21 protein-coding genes are annotated in these 22722 nt (G+C 70.3%); 8 read left to right on the forward strand and 13 right to left on the reverse strand.

The window, feature by feature from the left end; translation table 11 throughout:
- Positions 1 to 8: 8 nt before the first annotated feature.
- Positions 9 to 1685, reverse strand: coding sequence for a DUF2339 domain-containing protein (locus ACVGV0_RS14700; RefSeq protein ID WP_459156247.1), 1677 nt, complete (start codon positions 1683 to 1685; stop codon positions 9 to 11).
- 476 nt (positions 1686 to 2161) lie between these two features.
- Here ACVGV0_RS14700 and ACVGV0_RS14705 point away from each other — a divergent pair, with 476 nt between their 5' ends.
- On the forward strand, positions 2162 to 2401 hold the full coding sequence (locus ACVGV0_RS14705) for a hypothetical protein (RefSeq protein WP_459156248.1): 240 nt from the start codon (positions 2162 to 2164) through the stop codon (positions 2399 to 2401).
- A gap of 71 nt (positions 2402 to 2472) precedes the next feature.
- Here the strand turns inward: ACVGV0_RS14705 and ACVGV0_RS14710 are convergent, their stop codons facing one another.
- Together ACVGV0_RS14710 and ACVGV0_RS14715 are read right to left on the reverse strand one after the other, a co-directional pair.
- Positions 2473 to 3063 carry a copper chaperone PCu(A)C gene (locus ACVGV0_RS14710; protein ID WP_459156249.1) on the reverse strand — a complete coding sequence of 197 codons (591 nt, stop codon included), beginning with the start codon at positions 3061 to 3063 and terminating at the stop codon, positions 2473 to 2475.
- A 121-nt stretch (positions 3064 to 3184) separates the two neighbouring features.
- Complete coding sequence (locus tag ACVGV0_RS14715) at positions 3185 to 3520, reverse strand: SDR family oxidoreductase (protein ID WP_459156250.1); 336 nt, start codon at positions 3518 to 3520, stop codon at positions 3185 to 3187.
- A 222-nt stretch (positions 3521 to 3742) separates the two neighbouring features.
- Here ACVGV0_RS14715 and ACVGV0_RS14720 point away from each other — a divergent pair, with 222 nt between their 5' ends.
- Genes ACVGV0_RS14720 through ACVGV0_RS14735 form a run of 4 tightly spaced genes read left to right on the forward strand, consistent with a single transcriptional unit; the run spans position 3743 to position 7308 of the window.
- Positions 3743 to 5431, forward strand: a complete 1689-nt coding sequence (locus tag ACVGV0_RS14720; protein WP_459156251.1) for an amidohydrolase — start codon at positions 3743 to 3745, stop codon at positions 5429 to 5431.
- The gene (locus tag ACVGV0_RS14725; RefSeq protein ID WP_459156252.1) at positions 5428 to 5646 is read left to right on the forward strand and encodes a DUF3311 domain-containing protein; all 219 of its coding nucleotides are present in this window, start codon (positions 5428 to 5430) and stop codon (positions 5644 to 5646) included. The genes ACVGV0_RS14720 and ACVGV0_RS14725 overlap by 4 nt, the downstream gene beginning before the upstream one ends.
- On the forward strand, positions 5646 to 7100 hold the full coding sequence (locus tag ACVGV0_RS14730) for a sodium:solute symporter family protein (protein WP_459156253.1): 1455 nt from the start codon (positions 5646 to 5648) through the stop codon (positions 7098 to 7100). Before ACVGV0_RS14725 ends, ACVGV0_RS14730 begins: the two co-directional genes overlap by 1 nt.
- 40 nt (positions 7101 to 7140) lie before the next feature.
- Positions 7141 to 7308, forward strand: coding sequence for a hypothetical protein (locus tag ACVGV0_RS14735; RefSeq protein ID WP_459156254.1), 168 nt, complete (start codon positions 7141 to 7143; stop codon positions 7306 to 7308).
- A gap of 372 nt (positions 7309 to 7680) precedes the next feature.
- Here ACVGV0_RS14735 and ACVGV0_RS14740 read toward each other — a convergent pair whose 3' ends face one another.
- From ACVGV0_RS14740 to ACVGV0_RS14750, 3 genes are all read right to left on the reverse strand, one after another.
- Positions 7681 to 7935 carry a DUF6480 family protein gene (locus ACVGV0_RS14740; protein WP_459156255.1) on the reverse strand — a complete coding sequence of 85 codons (255 nt, stop codon included), beginning with the start codon at positions 7933 to 7935 and terminating at the stop codon, positions 7681 to 7683.
- A gap of 142 nt (positions 7936 to 8077) precedes the next feature.
- On the reverse strand, positions 8078 to 8251 hold the full coding sequence (locus tag ACVGV0_RS14745; protein ID WP_459156256.1) for a hypothetical protein: 174 nt from the start codon (positions 8249 to 8251) through the stop codon (positions 8078 to 8080).
- A gap of 31 nt (positions 8252 to 8282) precedes the next feature.
- The gene (locus tag ACVGV0_RS14750) at positions 8283 to 8636 is read right to left on the reverse strand and encodes a hypothetical protein (RefSeq protein ID WP_459156257.1); all 354 of its coding nucleotides are present in this window, start codon (positions 8634 to 8636) and stop codon (positions 8283 to 8285) included.
- 506 nt (positions 8637 to 9142) lie between these two features.
- Between ACVGV0_RS14750 and ACVGV0_RS14755 the strand changes: the two genes are divergently transcribed.
- Positions 9143 to 9310 (forward strand): hypothetical protein, encoded by a 168-nt coding sequence (locus ACVGV0_RS14755; protein ID WP_459156258.1) that lies wholly within the window; start codon positions 9143 to 9145, stop codon positions 9308 to 9310.
- Positions 9311 to 9627: 317 nt separating this feature from the next.
- Here the strand turns inward: ACVGV0_RS14755 and ACVGV0_RS14760 are convergent, their stop codons facing one another.
- Positions 9628 to 10464 (reverse strand): MBL fold metallo-hydrolase, encoded by an 837-nt coding sequence (locus ACVGV0_RS14760; protein ID WP_459156259.1) that lies wholly within the window; start codon positions 10462 to 10464, stop codon positions 9628 to 9630.
- A 338-nt stretch (positions 10465 to 10802) separates the two neighbouring features.
- On the opposite strand from ACVGV0_RS14760, the gene cynS reads away from it, so the two are divergent.
- Positions 10803 to 11243 (forward strand): cyanase, encoded by a 441-nt coding sequence (gene cynS, locus ACVGV0_RS14765; RefSeq protein WP_459156260.1) that lies wholly within the window; start codon positions 10803 to 10805, stop codon positions 11241 to 11243.
- Between the two features lie 187 nt (positions 11244 to 11430).
- On the opposite strand, the gene ACVGV0_RS14770 is transcribed toward cynS, so the two are convergent.
- Positions 11431 to 12573, reverse strand: coding sequence for a glutathione-independent formaldehyde dehydrogenase (locus ACVGV0_RS14770; RefSeq protein WP_459156261.1), 1143 nt, complete (start codon positions 12571 to 12573; stop codon positions 11431 to 11433).
- Between the two features lie 351 nt (positions 12574 to 12924).
- On the opposite strand from ACVGV0_RS14770, the gene ACVGV0_RS14775 reads away from it, so the two are divergent.
- Positions 12925 to 13419 carry a LysR family transcriptional regulator gene (locus ACVGV0_RS14775; protein ID WP_459156262.1) on the forward strand — a complete coding sequence of 165 codons (495 nt, stop codon included), beginning with the start codon at positions 12925 to 12927 and terminating at the stop codon, positions 13417 to 13419.
- A gap of 67 nt (positions 13420 to 13486) precedes the next feature.
- Here ACVGV0_RS14775 and ACVGV0_RS14780 read toward each other — a convergent pair whose 3' ends face one another.
- The 5 genes from ACVGV0_RS14780 to ACVGV0_RS14800 form a co-directional block, all read right to left on the reverse strand.
- Positions 13487 to 17197, reverse strand: coding sequence for a caspase, EACC1-associated type (locus tag ACVGV0_RS14780; protein WP_459156263.1), 3711 nt, complete (start codon positions 17195 to 17197; stop codon positions 13487 to 13489).
- Positions 17194 to 17580: a hypothetical protein gene (locus tag ACVGV0_RS14785; protein ID WP_459156264.1), complete on the reverse strand. Its 387-nt coding sequence runs from the start codon at positions 17578 to 17580 to the stop codon at positions 17194 to 17196. The genes ACVGV0_RS14780 and ACVGV0_RS14785 overlap by 4 nt, the downstream gene beginning before the upstream one ends.
- Before the next feature lie 298 nt (positions 17581 to 17878).
- On the reverse strand, positions 17879 to 19459 hold the full coding sequence (locus ACVGV0_RS14790) for a phytoene desaturase family protein (protein ID WP_459156265.1): 1581 nt from the start codon (positions 19457 to 19459) through the stop codon (positions 17879 to 17881).
- A 36-nt stretch (positions 19460 to 19495) separates the two neighbouring features.
- A complete protein-coding gene (locus ACVGV0_RS14795; RefSeq protein ID WP_459156266.1) occupies positions 19496 to 21169 on the reverse strand; it encodes a phytoene desaturase family protein in 1674 nt (557 codons plus the stop codon).
- 634 nt (positions 21170 to 21803) lie between these two features.
- Positions 21804 to 22361 (reverse strand): thiolase C-terminal domain-containing protein, encoded by a 558-nt coding sequence (locus ACVGV0_RS14800; protein WP_459156267.1) that lies wholly within the window; start codon positions 22359 to 22361, stop codon positions 21804 to 21806.
- Between the last annotated feature and the right edge of the window lie 361 nt (positions 22362 to 22722).

The raw sequence follows: 22722 nt of genomic DNA on the forward strand, positions 1-22722 counted from the left end.
GCCAGAGGTCATGTGGAGCGTTCCGCCGCGCAGCAGGGCCCTGTCCGTCCCTCGTGGCCTGCCTCGCCCGACGGCGTGGCCCGCCCCTCCGAGCGGGCCACCAGTCGCGCGTAGTGGGTTCCCGCGGCGAGCAGGACGAGCCCTGCGCCGAGGAACGCGGCCACGCGGGCCATGCCGTCCAGGGCGGCCAGGTCGAACAGCACCAGTTTCGCCACTGCGGCGGCGACCAGCACCAGGCCGATCACCCGCAGGGCGGGCACGCTGATCCCGCGCACGAACAGTCCCAACGCGACCAGCGTCCAGGAGACCGTGATCACCACGTGTCCCAGCAGGAAGCCGGAGCGGTCCGGCAGGACCAGCAGTGCCCCGCACAGCAGGATCCCGGAGGCGCCGTAGAGCGCCGCACCGCCGATGAGCAACCACAGCGGTGAGCGGGGCGACAGGGCGCGGTCCGCACCGATCCGCCACGCTCCCCACGGCAGCGCGACTGCGGCGGCCAGGAGCAGCGCCGCGACCAACGCACCGCCGGCCAGAGCTCCGGGCTCGCGGGGAGCGAACTGCAGCAGCAGCGCCGGCGGCAGGTCCCCCGCGAGTCCCAGGAGCGTGCCGAGCACCGCGAATCCGAGCGAACCGGCCAGTGCGATGCGGTTGTGCGCCCGCACGGCCACCAGCACCAGCACCAGCGCCTCCCCGAGCAGCACCGCAGCGCGAGCAGTTCCCTCGAGCGGGATGACCGTGGCCTGCAGTGCAGCGACGAGTCCGGCGGCACCCGCCAGGTCCCCCGCCCGTCCGGGCTGCCAGCGCTCGGTCGCCCACACGCCGATCAGCGTGGCCGCCACCGCGGCCGACACCGGCACGGCCTGCTCCTCCGGAAGTGCCCACGCCGCGACCAGGGGCGGCACCGCGGCGCTGGCGAGCAGCGCGAGCGCACCTGCCTCGTCGGGACGGCGCCGCAGCGTGAGCAGGGACAGGACGGTGGTCACGACCCAGACGGCCAGCGCGGCCGCCGTGTTCGCCCCGCTCCCGGGTTCGCCCGTCCACGCCGTGGCCCCGAGCGAGGCCAGCAGCGGTGGCACGCCGGCGACCAGGGCGACCGCCGGCCAGCTCCGGCGCAGCTGCACCGGTGCCGCCGCCAGCTCGAGCAGCAGCAGGAAGGCCACCAGGTCCGGCGAGAACCCGCGAACGGCGAAGGGCGCGAGCACGACGCAGCCCACGATCACGCCGATGGCCAGCAGCGCCGAGCGCCAGCGCTCGGCGAGCAGCAACCCGCCGACCGCGACGAGCAGGCCGACCGCGAGACCACCGACGGGTGACAGGTAGGCGTACAGCGCCGTCGCCGCGAGCACGTCCAGGTAGAGCGTCGCAACGCCGGTGGCGGTCAGCGCGAGCGCTCCGGTTCGGCCGGCGGGATTGCGGTGCAGCCACATCCCGGTCGCGAGCAGCCCGAGACCGAGGCCGGCGCCGAGCAGTACCCGGGGCAGCGGACCGAGCCAGCCGCGTTGGATCGCGAGCACGAGCAGCAGCACGACGCCGAGCAGCGTGACCGCACCGCCGACCCAGGCGAGCAGCCGACTTCCCGCCCCTTCCCGCCGCAGGGCCTCGGTGAAGGAGGCACGCCGCCGGGGAGCGGTCGACTGCGGAGGCGGTGGGTGCTGCGGAGGCAGGGGCGGGTGTTGCGCGGCCACCGGCCATCCGGTCTGCGACCACTGCGGTGCGACCGGCCCTGCCCGGGACCCGCCCTGCGGAGGCGCCGGGACGCCGCGCGCTGAGCCGTCAGGGTCGGGGACGTCGGGATCGGAGGCATCGGGCGCTGAGACGTCAGATGCTGGGACAGCGGGATCGGGGGCATCGTGCACGGGCACCGGCTCGGTGCCCAGGCTTCGCAGCTCGGCGCTGACTCGTGCGAGGCGGCGCCCCAGCTCGTCGACCTCTCCGGCGAGTCTGGCAGCCGCTGTTGCGTCCGGCATACGACCAGGATCGTGCTCGAGCACCGGGCGCACACCAGTAGAACTACTCAGACATCGGTGAGTGGTGCCGCCGAGCGCGAACCGCGAGAACGTGGCGCACAATGTCAGATTCGCAACGCACCGCATGCAGCGCTAGAGTGGCCAACTCGCCCGGAAGGGCTTTGCAACCACCGTCGACGGAGACCGCTCACAGCATGCGCAACACGTACACCGCCCTCCTCGGCCTGTTCACCCTCCTCTTCCTCCTCCCAGTGCTGTCCCTCCTCGGCAGAGCCGCACTCACCGGATTCGGGAAAATCGAAGAAAACACCTACGCCGAAACGCTCGCGAATCCTGTGACGCTGCTCGGCGGTCTCCTCGGGGCCCTCTGGATCGTCCTGAAACTCACCACCAGCGGCCACGAATCCCCGGGGAGGAACAACCACGGGACGTGAACCCCGCCTGCGCGGAACCTTTCACCGACCGGTGCACAGCACTGGACCCCGACCGAGGACGCCGGAACGCATCACTCCGGCCGCGGGCTGCCGTGCTCGGGCCGCGGGCTGTGGTCCCGCGCGATCGGCACCTGCACGGTGACTTCCCCGGCCTCGGCGAACCGGAAGGTCACCGGGATGGTCACGCCGGGGCCGATCTCCTCGGTGAGACCGTTGACGGTGATCGTGACCTCGCGCTGGTCGGGCCGCGGCTGCGGCTCGACGTAACCGGAGTTCTCGGCGCTCGGGGCCGGCGCGCCGTAGGCGTGCAGAGCGCTGTCACCGGGCAGCTCGGTCGCACCGCTGACCTCGACCGAGGCCGCGTACGAACTGGAGGCCCCGACGAGGCGGTCAGCGGTCTCCCCCGAATTGATGATCATGCCCTGCACCGGGGCGGAGGATCCCTCCGGGTAGACCTCGCCGGCCTGCGGGAAGGTGAACTGGACGTTGCGCATCGCGATGTCGCCCTTGTCCTTCGAGCCGCCGTTGACGGCCGCGACCTGGGTCTCCGTCGCCGCGTCCTGGCCGGCGCTGCATCCTCCGAAGGCGACGGCGGCGCCGAGTCCGAGTGCGACCGGAACCAGTCGCAGGCGTGCGGTCGTGCGGTGCTGCGGGCGGATCACGGTTGCAGCGCCTCCCTGATGGCGGACGATCCGGAACGAGTGCCGATGCGCCCCCATGCTGGCATCTCGCCCGGTCGAACGCCCCCGGGCGAAGCGAAGGAGTGTCGCCCGGAGGCGCCGACTACGCGGTTTGGCCGCCGTCGACGACCAGGGCGCGGCCGGTAGCGAAGGAGGCGTTGTCCGAGCACAGCCACAGCACGGCCGCGGCGACCTCCTCGGGCGCGCCCATGCGGCCGATCGGCTCCTGCGCGAGCGCGCCGCCGCCGTGCTCGAGCATCACCGGGATCTCGTGCTTCAGGCACAGGAACACACCGCTGAGGCCGACTCCGACGAGGCGGTGCCGCTCCTGCTCGGTCACCTCGGCCGCCGGCTTGCGCGGCTGCTCGATGCCGGCGTTGTTGAACGCGACGTCGACGCGCCCGAAGGCCTCGACCGCGCCGGTCAGGGCGTCGGCCACGCTCGAGCAGTTACTACACAGTGGACCTTCCCACCGGGACGGACGGCAGGAAGCAGCCGACCGCCCGCGGAACGATCGGGTCGATGTCGCTACCGCCCTTCCCGGCGGGTCCTGGTACCAGCTGCACGACGATTTCTGGACCTACCGGGAGATCAGCGCGTCGGTTGTCATAGTGCTCCAGCACACGTCGTGGCGAAACGTGCGAGTCAGGAGGACCGCTTGGTGCACTTACCGTCGGTGGCCGACGACCGGATCGCAGCGGACCTGGTGTTGCTCAACGCTGCTGTGCTTACGCTCGATCCGCGGAACTCCCGCGCGGAGGCGGTGGCTGTTCGGCAGGAACGCATCGCGGACCTGGGCAGCAACCAGTCGATCGCGGAACTGGTCGGCGATCACACCGAAGTCCTGGACCTGCGGGGCCGTACGGTGATACCCGGATTCGTCGAGTCGCACAACCACCCGACGTTCTTCGGGCTCACGCTAGCGGCTCAGGTGGATGCGGGAACTCCGCCGAACGAGAAGATCACCGACATCGTCGAACGGGTCGCGGCGGCCGTCCGCAGCACCGCAGCGGGGGAGTGGATCCGCGGCTACCGCTACGACGACACGCTGCTCGGGGAGAACAGGCACCCGACCCGGCAGGACCTCGATCGGGCCGCCCCGCACACCCCCGTAGTCCTCACGCACGTGTCCGGCCATTTCTGCGTGGTCAATTCGGCGGGACTGCGCGAGATCGGCATCGACGGGAACACCCCCGACCCGCCGGGAGGCGCCATCGCCAGGGACAGGAGCGGGCAGCCGACCGGTCTGCTGCTCGAGACCGCCGCCTTCATGGTCAACTCCCAGAACGGGCAGGACGTCGACGCAGTATGCGAGGCGCTGCGGCTGGCCGACCGCGAGTACTCCACCCACGGGATCACGACCGTGCACGACACCGGGATCGGTCTGCTGGCCGGCAACGCGGAACTGTCCGCCTACCGCCGGTTGACGACGGAGGGGGCATTGGCGACCCGGGTGCGGGGCTACCTGTTCCACGACCTGCTGCCCGGACTCGATGACGGCCGGCCGAGCCCCGTCGAGACCGAAGTCCCCGGGCTCGGCGATGAGCACTTCACCCTGGCGGGCGTCAAGATCGTCGCCGACGGTTCGCTGCAAGGGCTGACGGGGTGCGTGGCCGAGGGTTACACGTGCGCCCCGGACGAGCACGGCATGATGCTGCTCGATCCCGCGGAGTTGTCCCGGCGGATCGCGGACCTGGACGCCGCGGGATGGCAAGTGGCGGTGCACGGCAACGGCGACGCGGCCATCGAAGCCATCACGGATGCGTACGCCCGGTTGGACGCGCCAGGCGGCACGGGGCGTCGGCACCGCATCGAACACTGCCAGAGCGTGCGCGAGGACCAGCTGGACAGGATGGCCGAGCACGACGTGCTGGCGTCATTCTTCATCAAGCACGTGTACTACTGGGGCGACCGGCATCGAGATGTGTTCCTGGGTGACGAACGGGCCCGGCGGATCAGCCCGCTGGCCTCGGCCCGGTCGCGCGGGATGCGTTACGGGCTGCATGCCGACACGCCCGTGACACCGGTGCCACCGCTGGAGGGGATTTGGTGCGCGGTGGCGCGCTCCACACGCGACGGTCTGGAACTGGGACCGGAGCAGTCCGTCGACGTCGAGACCGCGTTGCGGGGCTACACCTTGGACGCCGCCCACCTCGCAGGTGAGGAAACCAGCAAGGGCAGCATCGAGCGCGGCAAGCTCGCCGACTTCGCGGTCCTCTCGCAGGACCCCACCCGCGTGCCCACCGAGGAGCTCAAGTCCGTGCGGGTCGAGGCCACCTTGGTGGGCGGGAGGGTCGTGTACGCCGTCGAACCGATCGCGGAGGCCCGCACCTCCGGAGGTCAACGATGATTCGCAGCTGGCCCAGCATCTTCATCGGCCTGGTCCTGCCCGCCTCGGCGATTCTCGTGGGCATCCCCCTCGTGGCGAACACCTCGGTGCACGTCCTCGGGATACCGCTGCTGTTCTTCTGGATGTTCGCGTGCTTCCCGTTCACCACCGCGTGCCTGTGGGTGAGCTGGCGCTTCTTCGACCGCGATCACCACCTCGACGAAACGGAAATCTGATGGTAGCGGGGATCTTCGCCGGGGTGATGCTCCTGTCGATCGCGCTCGCGGTGCTGGCCGGTCGGGAAAGCAAGCGCAAGCAAGGCGGAATATCCGACTTCCTCGTCGGCGGGCGCACGTTTCCCGCGTGGCTGATCTACTTCCTCGCCGTCGGCGAGGTCTACAGCATCGGCACGATGATCGGATTTCCCAGCGGGATCTACGCCGAAGGCGCCGGCCACGGGATCTGGTTCCTCGGGTACATCCTGTTGGCCTACGTCGTCGGCTACTTCCTCGCCCCCTTGGTGTGGCGGGCCGCGCACCGGTACGACGCGATGACGGTGCCCGACGTGTTCGGGCGGCACTTCGCCAGTCGGCGGTTGGAACTGATGACGTGCGCGACCCTGCTGATCGCGCTCGTCCCGTGGGGGCAGTACCAGTTCATCGGCCTGCAGGTGGTCCTCAGCGGTCTGGGGATACCACTGTCCCCGCTGCAATCCGTGCTGATCGCCGGTGGGATCGCATTCGTCTACATCGCGGTCTCGGGCATCCGCTCCCCCGCTTTCGTATCCATCCTCAAGGACACCTTCATGCTCGTCGGCGTGGTCGCGGTCGGGGCCGCGGCCGTGTGGGCAGCCGGTGGCGTCGGGGACGTGACGGGACCAGCCGCTCTTCCGCGCGAGTCGGTGACCATGCACGGTCAGTCCCTGGTCTTCAGCATGACGACGATCGTGTTCCAGGGTGTGGTGTTCTACCTCGGTTTCGGCGCTGCCTACATCTTCCCGGCGCGCTCGGAACGAGCGGTCAAGAGCTCCACTGTGTGGATGCCGCTGTACATGCTCATGTATCCGTTCCTGGTCTTCGCCGCCTTCTACGCGCTGCACCACTACCCCGACGTCGCCGAGCCCAATCGGATCTTCATGGTCGCGGCCAGGGACTTGCTTCCGGACTGGTTGCTGGGCATGGTGGCCGCTGCCGCGGGGTTGGCCGGTGTGCTCGTGCTAGCGGCCACCGCGCTGGTCATCGGCGGCATGGTCACCCGCAACCTCGTGCCCGATGTGCGCCCGGCGGCTCAGCGCCGGTGGACCACGGCCATGGTCGCCGCCTTCCTCGTCCTCGGTGCGGTACTGACGTTGTACGCGGCCACGCTGATGCTGACCGTGCTCAACCTGACCTACATGCTGCTGGCCCAGGTGGTACCGGGCTGGTTCGCAGTGCTGTACGCGCGGCGAGCGAACACCGGAGCCGTCGCCGCCGGCATGAGCATCGGAGTCGCAACCGCCGTGGCCCTGTACGTCACCAGCGGGGAAAACCTCTCCGGCATCAACACAGGTTTGATCTCCCTGGCGGTGAACCTGCTCATCACGATCGGCGGAAGTGCCCTGCGACCGGGCACCCGCCGCGACCCCGTGGCGCTCGAACGCCCCTCTGGGAGCAGCGCCAACAGGCGTGCGAAAACTGCGAAGATCTCGTGACCAACAACTCTTCCGGCTGACCGAGTCGGGCCAGGAGCTGATGCGGCAGGTCGGCAGCGCGTCAGCCGAACACGAACGAGTCATAACCGCGTGCCTCGATGACGAGGAGCGCCAGCGGTTGCACGCCCTGCTGTCGCGCATCGCCGACGACCGGGGACTCAACCCGGGAGGGCACCCGGGCTACCGGCGGCTGTCCTCCTGCTGCTGAACCGCCCCCGCGCCGCGGCCGGCGCCGGACCGCGGCCTCCCCGTTCGGCCGCGGCAGCTCTGCGCACTGCGGCGCCCCGAGTTCCGCGCCGCGGTTCAGAAGGGCAGTGCGGAATCGGTGGTGGCCGCCGGGGTGCTGAGCACCGCGTCGAAGGCATCGGGCAGAGGTACCGCACGATCCTGGCACGTGCCTGCGCGAACTCCTCGCGGGATCGACGTTCCCGCTGCGGCATCTCCCCGATCACCGCCAGCACTCCGAGGGGGAGGCGGCACCCGATGCCGATGGTCGGCGTTCCGCACCGTTCCGGACAGCGGCGCCTCCACCGCGCCGGGCGTGGTGGAGGCGCCGCTGTCATGGACGTTGCGAGGGCTCTCACCCGAGGAGGAGCCCGATCGCCATCGTCACGAAGAACGAGGCGACCAACAGGACGACGACTCCGATCACGACCAGCCACGTCCACTTCATCGGCCGGCGAGCGGGCTCGCCCTCCTCGGGCACGACGGCGCGGCTCGCCTGCGCCGCCTCCGGTGGTGTGTCCCCGGGAGGCACCGAGCCGCCCTCCTCGAGTCCGGGAGTGCGTTCCGGGTCGGGGCCCGGAGCTTCCTCTGGTTCCTGTTCGCGAGGCATGCCCGGGAGATACCCGCACTGCGGGGGTTGAACCCCTCCGGCGAGGTGGCCGGTTCCGGAGCGGCCCGGCCACCGCCGGAGGTGATCGGCAGCGGGACCGCGCACCGGCGCTGCGTTCGGCCGCCGCTTCCCTTCCGGTGGATCAGCGCCCGGCGGGTCCGGCGACCGCCCGTCCGATGAGGCGCCGTTGCTCTTCGCGCGAGTCGCTGCTGTCGAACTCCTGCAACGTCCGCTCCACGTCGCGGTGGTCCGCGGTGAGGACGGTGACGAGGTCCTCGTCCTGGTGCGGTGCCGTCCCGCCCCGGTCTTCGGCCATGTCCCCTCCTGCTGGGACCGTTCTTCAGCCGTCATCCTTCCCGCTCGGCGCGCAACTGCTCGTCCGGATCGGGGCGGTGCTTCCGGAGGGGGTGGGCGCGCCGGTACGGGTTGTCCGGAGGCAACCCGCCGGAAACCCGGCCGTAGAGGCCGAGGAACATCAGCACCAGTCCGACCACGATGCTGAACAGGCAGTTGGAGAGCACGAACCCGAGCACGTTCCACTGGGTGTGCATGATGCCCAGGTGGGCGATCCCGGAGACCAGGAAAAGCACGCCGAAGACGCTGCTGCTGGTCGATGCGACCGTTCCACCCCACGCGGACGTGGCCACCAGGATGAACCCGACCGCGATGGAGAGCGCGGAGAGCGCGCCGTTCGTCGCCATTCCCCAGAGGGGATCGCTCTCGAACACCCACGGGGTTCGACGGGCTGCGCCCAGAGCGCCGAAGAGGAGCAGACCAACACCCAGGATCGCCGCTCCCAGCCTGTGCACCAAGTGAACGCGGTGACTCACGCCGCCCCCTCAATCGGTTCGGTTCCGCTGCCCGGCGGAGCGCCCCGGCTACCGCGGGGCCGAGGCGAGTGCGCTCGACGAGCTCGGGGAGCCCTTGCGGGCTCATCACCGCAACTGGCGATGAGCGGGTAGCCGGATGGCGTCGCGGTGGACCGGCAAGAGCCGGTCGGACATCGCCCTACCCGGTTCCGGAAGGGATTAAACAGCAACGGGGTTTCCCGGACCCGTCGCGGGGTTCCCGCCCCGGTGCGCGCTCACGCGCGCTCCGCACGGCGGGGACGGGACGCACCACCACCCCCTTTCGTTGATACTTCAACTAATATCCTGGCGACGAGGACGCCCCGAAGAGCGTTGCTCCCACCGGGAAGGAGGTCGGCATGAGCGCCCTGCCGCGACGCACCCCGCAGGCGCACCTGCACCCGCTGCTGCGGCGCGAACGAGGGGTGGTGACCCCGGCGCAGCCGACGCGGCCGCAGGACCAGCAGCTGGAGCGTCTGCAGCAGGGGCTGCGGGAGCTTCCCGAGCACCGGTCGCACCCGCGGTGACGCACCCGCGCGACCGCGGCAACTCAGCCACCGGCGCTGCCGCTGGACCGGCGACGGTGCTGCTGCGCTGCGGGCAGCTGGCCGCCGAGCTGGCGGAAACCACCAGCCCGGCCCGCCGCCGGGCACTGCACCACCGCTTGGAGCACGGCCGGGCACGCGGCAGCCGCCTCGTCCGGCGCACCTGGGCGCCGGAGGTCGCCGATCCCTCCTCCCCGGGTCGTCGCTGCCGTGGCTCCCCGGGGACCCGGGCACGCGGGTTGCGCGGCTTCCCGGGGATTCACGTGGTCCCGCCCCTCGCCGCGCTCGCTCCTTCCCCCTCAGGCTGGGCGGAAGTGGTGGGTGTCGCCGTGGTTGAGGTAGTGGAACTCCGCCGAGGTCGAGGACGTCGCCGCCGCTCGCTCCACGTCGTCCAGCCCGGACTGGAAGACCGAGTAGTCGTTGTAGTGGATGGGCACGGCGTGGCGGGGCTCGACGATCTCCACGGCGCGAACGGCTTGCTCGCCGGTCATGGTCACAACCGTGCCCAGCAGGGTCGTCCCACCTGCGTGCACCAGCGCCAGGTCGATGCCGGGGTAGCGCTGCGGGATGTCGTGGAGCCGGTCGTGCAGCAGGGTGTCCCCGCTGATGTAGAGGCGGAAGGACCGGTCCTCACCGCGGCCGAAGTCCAGCATGCTGCCCATGGTGGGCGGCAGCATGCCCGCCACGGGGTCCGGGTCGTGCTTGGCCGGCATGGCGGTGACACGCACCGCGTTCTCGCCCTTGGTCACGGTTCGGGACTGCCACGTGTCCAGCGCGCACCCCTGGCTGAAACCCTGTTCGGACAGCAGCCCCAGCGCGTGCTCGGTGGTGATGATGGGCACGTCCGCGTCCAGTTGTTCGGCCGCCACGTCGTCGAAGTGGTCGCCGTGGTGATGCGAGAGCACGATGAAGTCCAGCGGCGGCAGGTCGGCGATCCGGCAGGCTGGCTCCACCTCGCGCCGGGCGTACATGCCGTGCCCGAGGTGCACGTGGTCGCCGGCGTGCAGGAACGTCGGGTCGGTCAGGATCGTGAACCCGCCGTAGCGGATCAGCGTGGTCGCGTTGCCGATGAAGTACACGCTGCCCTCGGCGAGATCGCCCGGCTCGGTCGCCGGCAGCGTCAGCGGTGCAGTCACGCCGGAGCCTCCTCACGTGCGGTGCTCAACCCTCCACGCGCATCAGGTGCCCGGGGTGAGCGCCCCGCCAAACCCGCACCGGAGCGGCGCGGGACGCCGCGGCGCGCGGACGCGGAACTGCTGTCCCAGCGCTGTCCGCCGAACGCGCTGCTGCGCCCCAGGAACGCATCGATCGCGGGACCGGGTGCTGTGCCGGTGAACGGCGCGTCTTCGTGGTGCTCGCGGGGAAGCAGCTTGGCACGGTGGACGGCGCGGCGCTCACCCCAGCTCCCGCGGGAAAGCCCTGCGGTGCGGCGGCGCCGTGCACGGACCTCTCGCGGACGGGAAGGAGAACGTCGATGCGTCGATCCGAGGCCACCGAGGCCGTTCTGGAGGCCAAGCGGGCGAAGAAGCTGTCCTTCAGCGGCATCGCCGAGGAGCTCGGCACGGACCGGGTGTGGACCACGGCCGCGCTGCTGGGCCAGCACCCCTTCGACGGCAACACCGCGCGGCGCCTGCAGTCCCTGCTCGACCTGCCCGAGGACGCCGTCGCGGTGCTGACCGAAATCCCCGCGCGCGGCAGCTTCGACCAGCTTCCGCCGACCGATCCGACCCTGTACCGGCTCTACGAGGCCCTGCAGGTGTACGGACCGGCCGTGAAGGAGCTCATCCACGAGGACTTCGGCGATGGGATCATGAGCGCCATCACCTTCCGCGCGGACGTGCAGCGCGTCGACGCCGAAGAGGGTCCCCGGGTGCAGATCACCCTGGACGGCAAGTTCCTCCCCTACAAGTGGTAGTCGGCGCACGCGTCGCGGTGGGACGGCCGATCGGGAACCGTCCCACCGCGATCTGCTGATCCCGTCCCGGGACCAGACACGACCGGACGCGGGGGGAGCGTCCGCGTTGGACGATCCAAGGCCGGGCGCTCCCGCCGTGCCCCGCCCGTGCGGTGCGGCCTCCCGGGTCGGTGCTCCCGCGATCGCGTCACGCTGCCTTGCCGGGCTGGAGCAGGACCTTGGAGTAGCCCTCCTCCCGCTGGTCGAAGCGGGCGTAGGCGTCCGGGGCGCTGGCCAGCGGCAGCTGCTGGGAGACCACGAAGCTGGGCTTGGCCCGGCCCGCGATGATCATGTCGCGGAGCTTGTGGGCGTAAGCCTTGGCGTCGGCCTGTCCGGTGCCCATCTTGTGGCCCTTCTCGAAGAAGCGGCCGACCCTGAACAGCAGCTCGCCCCGGGCGGCGTGCGCGTTGGGCGCGCCGGGATCGGAGGGCAGGTAGAGCCCGACCACCCCGAGCGAACCGGTCGAGCGCACGGTGTCGACCAGCTGGTTGAGCACCATGGCGGGCTGCTCCTCGCCCTCGGCGGCGGTGGCCTGGTAGCCGACCGCGTCGATGCCCCGGTCGACCCCGTCCGCGCCCAGCGCGTCGGTGATCTGCTCCGCGGGAGCTCCCTCGGTGTAATCGATCGGCTCAGCTCCGATCTGGGAGGCCAGCCGCAGGCGGTGGGGCACCTTGTCGACGACGAAGACCCGGCTGGCGCCCTTGAGCATCGCCGAGTAGGCGGCCATCAGGCCGACGGGGCCGGCGCCGTACACGGCGACGGTCTCCCCCGGGCGCACACCCGCGAGTTCGGTGGCGTGGTAGCCGGTGGGGAAGATGTCGGCCAACAGTGCGAAGTCGCTCTCGTGCTCCTCCCCCCGGGGCAGCGGCACGCAGTTGTAGTCGGCGAACGGCACGCGCAGGTACTCCGCCTGCCCGCCCGAGTAGGGGCCCATCCCCACGTAGCCGTAGGCGCCGCCGGCACCAGGCGGGTTGACGGTCAGGCAGAACGCGCTCTTGCCCGCGCGGCAGTTGGTGCAGAAGCCGCAGGCCACGTTGAACGGCATGACCACCCGGTCGCCCTGGCGAACGGTCGTCACCCCGGGACCGACCTCCTCGACGACCCCCATGTTCTCGTGGCCGAACACGATGCCCGGCTGCGCGTCGGTGCGTCCCTCGTACATGTGCAGGTCCGAACCGCAGATCGCGCTGGAGGTGATCCGCAGGACCACGTCGGTGGGGGCCTCGATCCGCGGGTCGTCGACGTCCTGAACTGCCACGTCGAAGGGCCCTTGGTACACCACGGCCTTCATGCCCCTCCCCCTCTCTTCGATGCGTTGCTTCCGAGACGAACATCGGCACGCCCGCCAGCGCCACCGCCTGGTCGTTGTCGCCGGAGCGGCCGAACCACGACCCCGCCCCGCAGGGGGCACCGCGGTCGTCCGCCCATGCTGGCAGAGGTCGCCGGCGCCGGCCTCTGCTGCGACGCGCCCGGCGATGGCCGTTCCTCGGAGACGCGCGCACGAACGCGCCCGCGGCAGTTCCCGGGGCGCGGCGACTGGGCCGAGCTCGGCACCTCTCACCGCGTGCGAGGCAGCCGCCCTCGCGCTGCACCGAGGCATCGCGGAGGATGAATTCGGTACTGCTCGCCATCAACGCGATCGATGGAGTCCCGCCCGGTGAGCTCCGCGAACCTCGACCCGAACCTCCTGGTCGCCCTCGAGCACCTGCTCCGGGAGCGGAGCGTCCCGGGCGCAGCCGAGCGGATGCGCCTCAGCCAGCCGGCGCTGAGCGCGACGTCGGCGCGGCCGCGCCGCCACTTCGACGACGAACTGCTGGCCCGGGACCGCACGCCCAGGTCGTGGTGGAGGGTTTCCTCGCCGAACCGGCGTTCCCCGCCGGCACCGACCGGATCGCCCTGGTGCAGGCACGGCTGGCCCCGCTGCTCACGAGGACCGGAGCGGTCCGCGCGGTGCCCCGCCCGAACGAGGCGATGCGGCTGGTCGAGGCCATGTGGTGGCGCCCGGTGCACGAGAACGACCCCGCGCACGCGTGGCTGCGTTCCGCCTCCGCAGAAGCCGCGCAGCAGATCGACACCGGTGGGGAATCGCCGCAGGGGCGCGCTGATCGCCTTCCCCGGCGGCGCACCTGCCGGGTAGGACGCTACTTCAGCTCTTCGCGGGGCTGCGCAGTTTCGTCATCGTGCGTTTTGCACAAGTCTTGCCGTCATCTGAGGATACGGCCCCCCGCTTCCCCGGCGTCGAGGTTTTCGCCATCGAAAACCCGCCAGCCAGGCACGCGACGTGCGGCAGGATTCCCCTGGGGATCCGCGAGCAGACGGCAGCGTTCGTACTGCAGACGCAGGTGGCGCCCAGGCGATGTCCCGTCGTGGCCGCGGTCGAGCAGCACAGCGGTCGCACCCGCCGCATTGCGCACCAGCAGGTCGGCGCGGTGCCCGGACACTTCCTCCGACAGCGAGCACTCATTGCCCCTCCGGGAGGCCAGTATCCGGTGCAACCGCATCAACATCCGATCGTCGGTGGGGTCCACGTCCTCCGACAGCTTGTCCGCATCGCCGGCCACTTCGGAGAGGTGCCTGCCGACACCTCCCTGTTCACGCCAGGTTTCGCGATCCCCGACGAGCACGAGGTGCGAACGCGCGCGGGTGATAGCGACGTTCCACAGGTTCCACTGGTTGTTGAGCCAGACCAGGGTTCCCGGCTTCACCCCGGCAGCCGCGACCAGGGAGAAAACGATCGCGTCGCACTCGGAGCCCTGGAACCGGTGCACGGTGCCGACCCGAACACGCTCGCTCCCGCCCAACCATCGCTGCACCAGCTTGGCCTGCGCCGCGAACGGGGTGATGACGCCCACGTCAGCATCCGCGGGAAGCTCGTTCAGCAGGGCCTGCACCGTCTCGCCAACTTGGCGGGCCTCCTCCTCGTTGCTCCACGAACCGCCGCGTTGCTGCCGCGCGTGCCCAGCGACGTCTACCCATTCCACCGGAGCGCGGTCGGTGCTGCGCTGTCTGCGCACGTCGGTGAGCACAGTGAGCGCGCGCCCGTAGAAAGCGTCGTTGGACACGGCGGCGATGCGCGGGTGACAGCGGAAGTGCTCGTCCAGCAACAAGCTTTCACCCGCGAGTTTCCGGAACGCGTGGAAGGAGGAGTGGCGGTGGAACGTCCGGCGTTGCTGTTCCAGCCAGCTTCCGTCCACACCCGCCTCCTGCCGCGCCTGGGCCTCGCGCGCCGCGGTGAGTGTTGTGACCGGAGCGAGTTGCATCGGGTCACCGATAACCAGGGCACGCTTCGCCCGGTAGAGCACCGGGAGGACGTGGGGAACGGAGCACTGGCTGGCTTCGTCGATGATCACGAGGTCGAACAGTCCCGGTGATCGCGGAAAGCGGCGCGCACTCTGGTTCGTCACCGCCCATCCGCGCACGTGCCGCAGCACCGCCCGGAGTTCGGACCAGTCCTTGCCCCGGGCCTGGGTCAGCGCGCGGATGTCCTCGTGCCCTGCTCGGGCCGTCTCGGTGACGCGCTGCGCGAGCATGCGGTGAGACCGCTCGTGCAGCGCCTCGCGGGCTTGGTCCAGAGCCGCGTGCTGCGTCGTGTCGTCCGCGAAACTGTGCACCTCATCGACTTGTGCGCGCCACTGCTGCTCAATTCCAGCCCACTGACCGATCAGGCGGCACAGTTCGGGGTCCGGGTCGACGTCTGTCAGCCCCGCCTTCCTGCTCAGGAACCTCGCGCGGCGCCAGCGTCCGAACCACCACGCAGTCGCGGCGCGATCAGCTTTCCGGGCGAGAGCACCGAGGTCGGAGTGCTCGCCGAGCTGCCGTGGCAAGTCAGGCCGTGTGTGGCCGAGCTGTTCGGCAAGTTCCGCGCGCCGCTCGGACAGCGGCAACAGCTCCGCCTCGTGCTCGGCCTTGGCGTCAATCTGCCTCCGCGCACTGTCCAACTCCTCGTTGGCCAGTGCGAGTTCGGCGGTGACCGTGGCCGCGTTGGTTCTCGGCTTACTGTGTTTGAGGAGGCCTTGCAGGCCGTCTCGCTCCTTCTCCCGGGCTTCGCGGTTTCCCGTGCGGATGAGGGAACCGGGCACGAGCTCCGAGCACCTCCGCCACACTTCGTCCACGGCGCGGTTGTTGGTGGAAGCCACCAGCACGGACTGCCCGTTGGCCACCGCTGTGGCCACCACATTGGCTACCAGCTGACTCTTGCCCGTACCTGGCGGTCCGGTCGCAACAGTGAGTCTCCGGTTCATCGCCGAGCGCAGAATCTTCTCCTGCCGCTCGTTCAGCGACCAAGGCGCCACGCGGTGCCACTTCGCCGGCTCCTCCCGATCCTCGGCTTCGCCGGTGAGCAGCGGGCGCAACGCTGCCCGTCGTGCTCCGGATTCATCACCGGAGATCCTGTCGAGCTCGTCGACCAAGTACTTGTCCGCGGTGTTCGGGGGTTTGACGGAGAAGAGGACTGCCGCGTTGCGGGCTCCCGCGGCCGGCGTCCGCGTGTCGATGCGCGACTGCAGCTCAGCGGGACGCAGCGGTTCGACCTCCCGCATCTGCAGCTTCTCGCGCAGGAAGTGGTTGACGTCCTTGAGGAGCTGGCTGTGCATGCCGGCCCGCCAGTGCGTGGCGAACCCTTTCACGAGTTCGGCAGCCGCTGCCTCGCCCACGGCCTGGTTTACCAGTTCCGGGTGCGGGCGGACGTCGCCTCGCGGCTCGAGCCGCACTCCTCCCCCACCGTCCGAGACGAGTTCAACCCGCCGGATGAACAGCGGGGCGAAGTGGGGAGTCCGGTACTGCGCGCCGTCATGGCTCGTACGCAGCACGACAGCTGGATAGCCGCACCAGAGCTGCTCACCGTCACCCACGGCCTGCGCCACGAAGTGCTCGGCCTCGTCCGGCACGGCGAGCGTACCGCTCTCGTCGAGATCCCCGGACAGCAAGCGCTCGGCGCCGGTCAGGCACACGTATTGCTCGTCGGACTGGTCAACCCCCATCAGGGGCATCTCAGTTCCGCCTTGCTGCAGGCACCGGCGATAGTAGTCCAGCAGCACAGGCCACGAGCGGCCCGCTTCCTCTTCCACTCCCGCCTGGGGAATCCCCTTTCCGGAGGTCGCCTTCTCCGCGGAGGGGACCGGCGCCGCCTCCAGTGGTGGTCCCGCGTACGCCCTGGCCAGTGCGATCTCAGTGTTGACTTTGTCCGAGGAGACGGTCGGGAACTGATCGGACTCGAAGCGACGGTTCCGCATCTGCTTGTTGACGTACCGGAACAGCTCCTCGACGGAGACGACACCGTCGCTGTCGGTATCGCCGCGTCCCGTGCGCAACGCCTCGACCACTTCGCCGGTGAACGCCGAAGGGCGGGGCCCGGACGACGACTGCTCTCCTCCCCAGGACACCTCGTTCGGTCCGGACGAGGAGACGACGTACACGCCGCGGCTGTTGAGCAGTCCCGGAGCTCGTCCGGATGATTTGGACTCCCGGGTGCGCATGCCGAGGCTGTAGCCGCCGCTGTAGCAGCAGTCGAGCACGGCGACCTTCTGCGGTGCCGTGCACAGCTCCAGACGTTCGTTGACGAACGAGGCCCCGATGCCGGTGTTCTCGATACCGGCGGCGCTGGAACCGTCGCTGTCGGAAGCGAGGAAGAAGAACTCGCCGCTCGAAAGCACACGGGTGCCGTGACCGCTGATGTACAGCAACGCAAGGTCCGCTGAGCCGAGTCCTGCCAGGAAATCGCCGATCTCGCGCGACATCTCGGCAGCTGTGGGGTCAGCGACTACGCGCACGCTGGTAAACGCTCCGATCGCCGGGTGCTCCAGGACCTGCCGCAGCTGTGCGGTGTCAGCGCGCGTGCACGGCAACGCGCCCAGATCGGAGTGCTCGTAGTGCTCGGTCCCGATGAGCAGCGCCCGCTTGTACAGGTGCTCGCTCACGAGCCCTCGTTCTCCGCGATCCGCTCGGTGAGGTGCCGCTGGGCCGCATCCATGTCGGCCGGGAGACGATACTCCGAGCCGTCCTCGGTTCGGATGTGCACGACGCGGTCGTGCTGCTTGGCCGACCAAGCTCGAATGCCTTCCAGAAGAACCGAAACGGCCCCGCGGCCCACCACTGTTCCCACAGTCACCCAGAGTGCGACTTCACCGAGCGCAGCACCGGCTTTGGCGTTGTTCGGCGCATCCGCCGAGTCGGCTGCGAGCTGCGCGGACAGGCCTTCCACTTCGACGAGGTCAGCCCGCAGCGAGCGGAGGAACCGCTCCTCGAGGGCGACATCACCCGCTTCGGGCACGCTGACTTTCAGCACCGGCTCAGCGTTCATGCGACCTCCACAAGATCATGATTGCAGTGAGCCAGCATAGTACAGCGATGCGTAGCGGTGGGCGGGTTCCACGAAGCTCGTGCACTCCCGGCACACCGGCACGACGTCACCTCCGGAATTCCCGCTGCGGCCCTGCCGGTCCCGGCGCCGTCGAGATACCGCGTCGCCGCCCGCCTCCGACGGGAACGTCGGCCGGTACTCCGAGGAGAGCTTCGGCCTCCCCCGGAGTCGGCGACTGCACTTCCTCCTCCACATCAGGTCCGGACCAAACCGCTCGACCGTTGACGCCTTGCCGCGGTCAGCCGGTGGTCGCCTCCTGCGGGATGCGCCCCGCCTCGCGCGCCCGCGTCATGAAGTCCGGCTCCGCCCACCACCGGAAGTAACCGCGGTCGGCGCAGACCACCGCCGCCGTGTGGTACCCGGCGGCGAGGCTCCCGGGGATGCCGGGGTGGACTCCGCCACCGGCCAGGTAGAGCCCGGTGATCGGGGTCCTGCCCCCGCTGCAGGCGGAGTGCGGCCGTTGGGTGAACGTCTGCTCCCGGACGAGGCTGCCCTGCCGGAACGACCCGTTCCTCGTCGTCCGGAACCGGTGCTCGAGGTCCACCGGCGAGTCGGCGAACGCGAAGAGGGCCCCGGGCCTGTCGCCGGTGGTGCGCTCCCCGATGAACTCCCAGCACTTCGCCCGGTACTCCGCGGTGGTCCGCCGGTTCCACTCGCCGACGGCGGGCGCCGGTGGTGCGGGCGTCTCGAACCGCAGCGTGTGCAGCGGCCCGTACGGCCCGGAAGCGCACTGGGCGGGATCGTGCACGGTGGTCACCGACAGGTGCCCCGCGGGCGATGCCGGCATGCGGCCGTGCAGCACCGCGTCGAAGTGGTCGACCACCGCCGCCTCGTCAGCGAACCCGAGGACCTGGATCAGGGCCCGGCCGGCTTCCCCCCTGCTGCGTCCCGGCGGGTCGCCCTTGACGCCGAAGTGCGCGGTGAAGGCCCCCGCGCCGTCCAGCTTCCACGCCATCGCCGCGCGGCGGATGTCGTCCGGAACCACCTGCTGGTCCAGGAGCTCCAGGAAGGTCGTCTTCGGGTCCAGGGCGCACACCACGCTGGAAGCCACGACTTCCCTGCCGTCGCGGCAGTGCGCGTGCCCCTCGTTCTCCACCACGTCGATCCGGTGGACGTCCGCCACCGTCCTGTACTGCACCCCTGCTCTCGCCCCCGCGCGGAACAGCGCGGCGGTGAGACTGGCCGTACCGCCGACGACGATCGTCGGGCGCAGCAACCGGGCGAGGCAGAACACTCCCATGAGACCCAGCGGTTCGCCGGGGTCGAAGAACCCGGCGAGGCCGCACAGGTATCGGATCGCGGCCTTGCCGCGCGTGTCGGGAACCAGGTCCGCGATTCCGGTCGGTCCCAGCCGGGCGAGCTCGACCGCCGTGCTGGCCTGGTTCGCCTCCAGCAGCCGCTCCACTTCCTCCACGGGAGCCGGTCCCGCGTACAGCAGTGGAAGGATGCTCTCCGCCGCGGCGTCGAGCATCCGCGGCAGCTGCTCGCCCAGACCCGCACCGCCGCGGCCGATGATCAGCGGCTCGCCCCCTCGCTCGGGGACGAACGCGACCACCGGATCCGGTTCCAGCAGCCCCACGGCCTGGCTCCGGAGGTCGAGGTCGGTGTACGGCGGAAGCTCCGCGCCCAGGGGAAGCAGGTACTGCCCCAAGTTGTAGTGGTACGGAGTGGCGAAGTCGTCCGTCGTCATGGAACCGCCCCACTCGAACCGCTGGTCGAGCACGGCGACCCGCGCCCCGGCCCGAGCCAGGTAGGCAGCGCACGTGAGGCCGTTCGGTCCGCCCCCGACGACGGCGACATCGAAGCGTTCAACAGACATCGTGCCACGCCTTTCTCCGGTCGAACCGCTCCCGCGTCAGCCGACCGTCGTCGACCGGGTGTGCTCGATCGGTTGCAAGAGGTTCTCGATGTTGCGCAGGAACCACGCCACCGGCCGCGCGGTCCACCACGTCTGGTGGCGCACCCCGACGTCCTCGGCGACGACTTGCGCGGCGTTGTAGCCGGCGGCCATCCACGTCAACGCGAGCGGCCACGTCGAGGTGGACATGTACAGGTGCCCGACCGGCATCCGGTAAGGCATGCGGTCGAGGATCCACTGGTCCTCGGAGAAGTCGCCGCCGAGCACCTGACCGAACACGGCCGCCTGGTTGCCCCGCCAGATGTCGATCGGGGTCCACTGGTACGCGTCGACGAGGCGGTCCTTGAACCCGGGCGCGATGGAATCCATCACGTCGTTCCGCTTCGCGAGCAGCTCATCGCGCAGCTCGCTGTCCCACGCCTCGGGGCCGCCGTACTCCCGCAGCGGATAGGGCAGCGCCTCTTCGCCGCGGATGATGCGGTAGCCCTCGGGCGAGACCGCGTTGGGGTCCAGCGCGCCGTAGTTCAGGATCTCGGTGAGGTTGCCGAAGGCGCGCCACGTGTTGTTGTTCAACATGGCGAAGAGGAAGTCCTTCCCGCCCTCCCAGGAGTCGAAGGCGCGGTAGACCAGGTGCGCCTGCTGGATGAGCGGATCGAAATCGACCGATTTCCAGGGCATGTCGCCGTCGAGCAGCCACGACGTGACGGTCGAGCCGCGCTCGTCCATCTTCCAGTGCTTCATCTTGGTGGCCAGCTGCGAATCGATCGAGCGCATCGCGTCCTCGCCCACCAGGTCGAGGGTGACGCGCGCCCCGACCCCGGACACCACCGCGTGCCGGGCCTCCATCCGCGCGCCGGGCATCGTCGCCTCCTCGGAGAGGATGACGGCTTGCGCCTTGCCGTTCTGCACCTCGATCTTCTGGACGGGGCAGTTCGTCAGGATGGTCCCGCCGTGCTCGAGGAAGCAACTGCTCAGGGCCTCCACCAGGGTCTGGTTGCCGCCGACCGCGAGCCCGGTCGTGTAGAACAGGCTCAGGACGACCGCGAAAGCGCCCTGCCCCCGCGCGAGCGGGGCCCCCTGCAAGTGCAGTGCCAGGGGGCACAGGATCGTCTGGCGCACGCGGTCGGACTCGAAGAGGTGCTCGATCAGTTCCGGCCCGGTCATGGACGACATCTCATCGAGCGGAACGCCCGCGATCTCGCTGCACAGGCGGAGGATCTCTTCGAACTTGGCCGGGTCGGGATGCGGACTGAAGAACGCGAGTTCGTTCATGTCGATCATCTTGTCCAGCACCCGGTTCTGCAGCTCGAAGATCTTCTCGCCGTCGTGCTGGGAGTGCTTCGCGAAATTCCGGGCGGTGCGCTCGGGGTCGTAGCAGATCAGGCAGTTCGTCCCGTCGCGGTGCGTGGTGCCGAGCACGACCGGGCTGGTGCGCAGACGATATCCGTAGCGTTCCAGGTCGAGGTCTTCGACCGCCGGGGAACTCCCGGAGAAGTTGATGGAGGCGTGCGGGCTGTCCAGAACTCGCGGCCACGGTTCCGTCGTCGGGCAGAAGTTCCCCAGCTCCGGCTTCGCCTCCACGACGGCGACGTCGAGACCGGCCTTCTGCAGGTAGGCGGCAGTCGGCAGACCGCCGGACACTCCCCCGCCCACCACGATCACATCGAACATTGGTTGGCCTCCCCACGGGATCATGCTCGCGGGTCATGCTTCTGACGGGGTGGTGGACGCGCGGTCCGCCCGCGCGGCGGGCCGGGCGAACGCCAGCCCGCGCACGAACGCGGAGGGAGACGTTGGTGCGACCACTGGCACCCCGGACGCGAACACGTGGTCCTCGGCTCCGCGCGCTCGCAGCGCGGAGCGGCGGACCACGGTCCTCGCGGCGCGCCCGGATGCCCTCCGGCGGCCGCGACGGGTGCACTGCGCAACCGAGAGATCAATTCGTTGAGCCGACATCATCGGCGTCCTGCCGCAGCTTCACAGTCCTGCGAACATCTCCGAGGTTGAACCGCGGCGCGCCCGCTGTCAACGGGCGGGAACCGCCGGGGATCCACCGGTTCGCACCCGCGATTCCACGACCGTGATCACCACGGACGAGCGCGAGCGAAACCATGAGCTCCGCGGAGGACGCCGCGCCGTCCGAACGGGGACTGGCGGTGGCCGGACCCGGCCACGTCCCCGGCGGGGCCGGCCACCGCTCCGCCGCGTTGCTCACCTCCCCGACGGGAAACGGCCCGCCGCCTCGCGGCCCCGTCCCCGCAACCAGTTCCGGCTCCGCCGCCGCCACCGCTGGTGCTCCACCCGATCAGAGCTCCGCAAGCGTGCTCTCGGCGCCGAGGAGGGCGGTGACCTCGCTGGAGAGCACTCCGCCGTTGCCGTGGGCGAGCGCGACTTCGGCGCCGCAGACCTGGCGCGGCCCGCAGCCGCCCCGCAGCTGGCGGACGGATTCGATGACGGTGAAGATCCCGTACATCCCCGGGTGGCAGTAGGACAGCCCGCCTCCGTTGGTGTTGACGGGGAGTTCGCCGCCCGGGGCGATCAGGCCGTCGGAGACGACCGCACCACCCTCCCCCTTCGCGCAGAAACCGAGGTCCTCCAGGAAGAGGATCGGGTTGATGGTGAAGGCGTCGTAGAGCTCGACGACGTCCACGTCCTGCGGGCCCAGCCCGGCCATGTCGAACGCGCGGCGACCGGATTCGGTCGCCGCCGTGACCGTCAGGTCCGGCATGGCGGAGATGTTGCGGTGCCAGTTCGCCTCCCCCGCGCCGAGCAGGTACACCGGTGCGGTGCCGAGGTCGCGGGCGCGTTCGGCGCTGGTGAGCACCACGGCGCCGCCGCCGTCGGTGACCAGGCAGCAGTCCATCGTGGTCAGCGGGTCGCTGATCGTGCGTGCCGCGCACGTCCTCGCGGGTCAGCGGATCGCGCAGGAACGCGGCGGGGTTGAGGCCGGCCCACTGGCGCGCGGACACGGCGACATCGGCGAGGTGCTCCCGGGTGGTGCCGTACTCGTGCATGTGCCGCGCCGCGGCCAACGCGTACATGCTGATCGGGTACCGCGGTTGGTAGGGAGCCTCGTGCGGGTCCGGTTTGGACGGCGACACCAGCCGGCCGCCGTCGGAGCGCTGCGTGCTGCCGTAGGCGATCAGAGCCGTGCTGCACAGCCCCGCGTTGATCGCCGCGGCCGCGTGCAGCAGGTGGGAGGCGGAGGAGCTGCCGCCGATGTT

Source organism: Salinifilum ghardaiensis (assembly GCF_054491345.1).

Coding starts and splice junctions, on each gene's coding strand:
- ACVGV0_RS14705 (WP_459156248.1), top strand. CDS start 2,162: ATGCGCAACACGTACACCGCCCTCCTCGGCCTGTTCACCCTCCTCTTC.
- ACVGV0_RS14725 (WP_459156252.1), top strand. CDS start 5,428: ATGATTCGCAGCTGGCCCAGCATCTTCATCGGCCTGGTCCTGCCCGCC.
- ACVGV0_RS14730 (WP_459156253.1), top strand. CDS start 5,646: ATGGTAGCGGGGATCTTCGCCGGGGTGATGCTCCTGTCGATCGCGCTC.
- ACVGV0_RS14735 (WP_459156254.1), top strand. CDS start 7,141: ATGCGGCAGGTCGGCAGCGCGTCAGCCGAACACGAACGAGTCATAACC.
- ACVGV0_RS14740 (WP_459156255.1), bottom strand. CDS start 7,935: ATGCCTCGCGAACAGGAACCAGAGGAAGCTCCGGGCCCCGACCCGGAA.
- ACVGV0_RS14745 (WP_459156256.1), bottom strand. CDS start 8,251: ATGGCCGAAGACCGGGGCGGGACGGCACCGCACCAGGACGAGGACCTC.
- ACVGV0_RS14750 (WP_459156257.1), bottom strand. CDS start 8,636: ATGGCGACGAACGGCGCGCTCTCCGCGCTCTCCATCGCGGTCGGGTTC.
- ACVGV0_RS14755 (WP_459156258.1), top strand. CDS start 9,143: ATGAGCGCCCTGCCGCGACGCACCCCGCAGGCGCACCTGCACCCGCTG.
- cynS (WP_459156260.1), top strand. CDS start 10,803: ATGCGTCGATCCGAGGCCACCGAGGCCGTTCTGGAGGCCAAGCGGGCG.
- ACVGV0_RS14770 (WP_459156261.1), bottom strand. CDS start 12,573: ATGAAGGCCGTGGTGTACCAAGGGCCCTTCGACGTGGCAGTTCAGGAC.
- ACVGV0_RS14775 (WP_459156262.1), top strand. CDS start 12,925: ATGGAGTCCCGCCCGGTGAGCTCCGCGAACCTCGACCCGAACCTCCTG.
- ACVGV0_RS14785 (WP_459156264.1), bottom strand. CDS start 17,580: ATGAACGCTGAGCCGGTGCTGAAAGTCAGCGTGCCCGAAGCGGGTGAT.
- ACVGV0_RS14790 (WP_459156265.1), bottom strand. CDS start 19,459: ATGTCTGTTGAACGCTTCGATGTCGCCGTCGTCGGGGGCGGACCGAAC.
- ACVGV0_RS14795 (WP_459156266.1), bottom strand. CDS start 21,169: ATGTTCGATGTGATCGTGGTGGGCGGGGGAGTGTCCGGCGGTCTGCCG.
- ACVGV0_RS14800 (WP_459156267.1), bottom strand. CDS start 22,361: ATGGACTGCTGCCTGGTCACCGACGGCGGCGGCGCCGTGGTGCTCACC.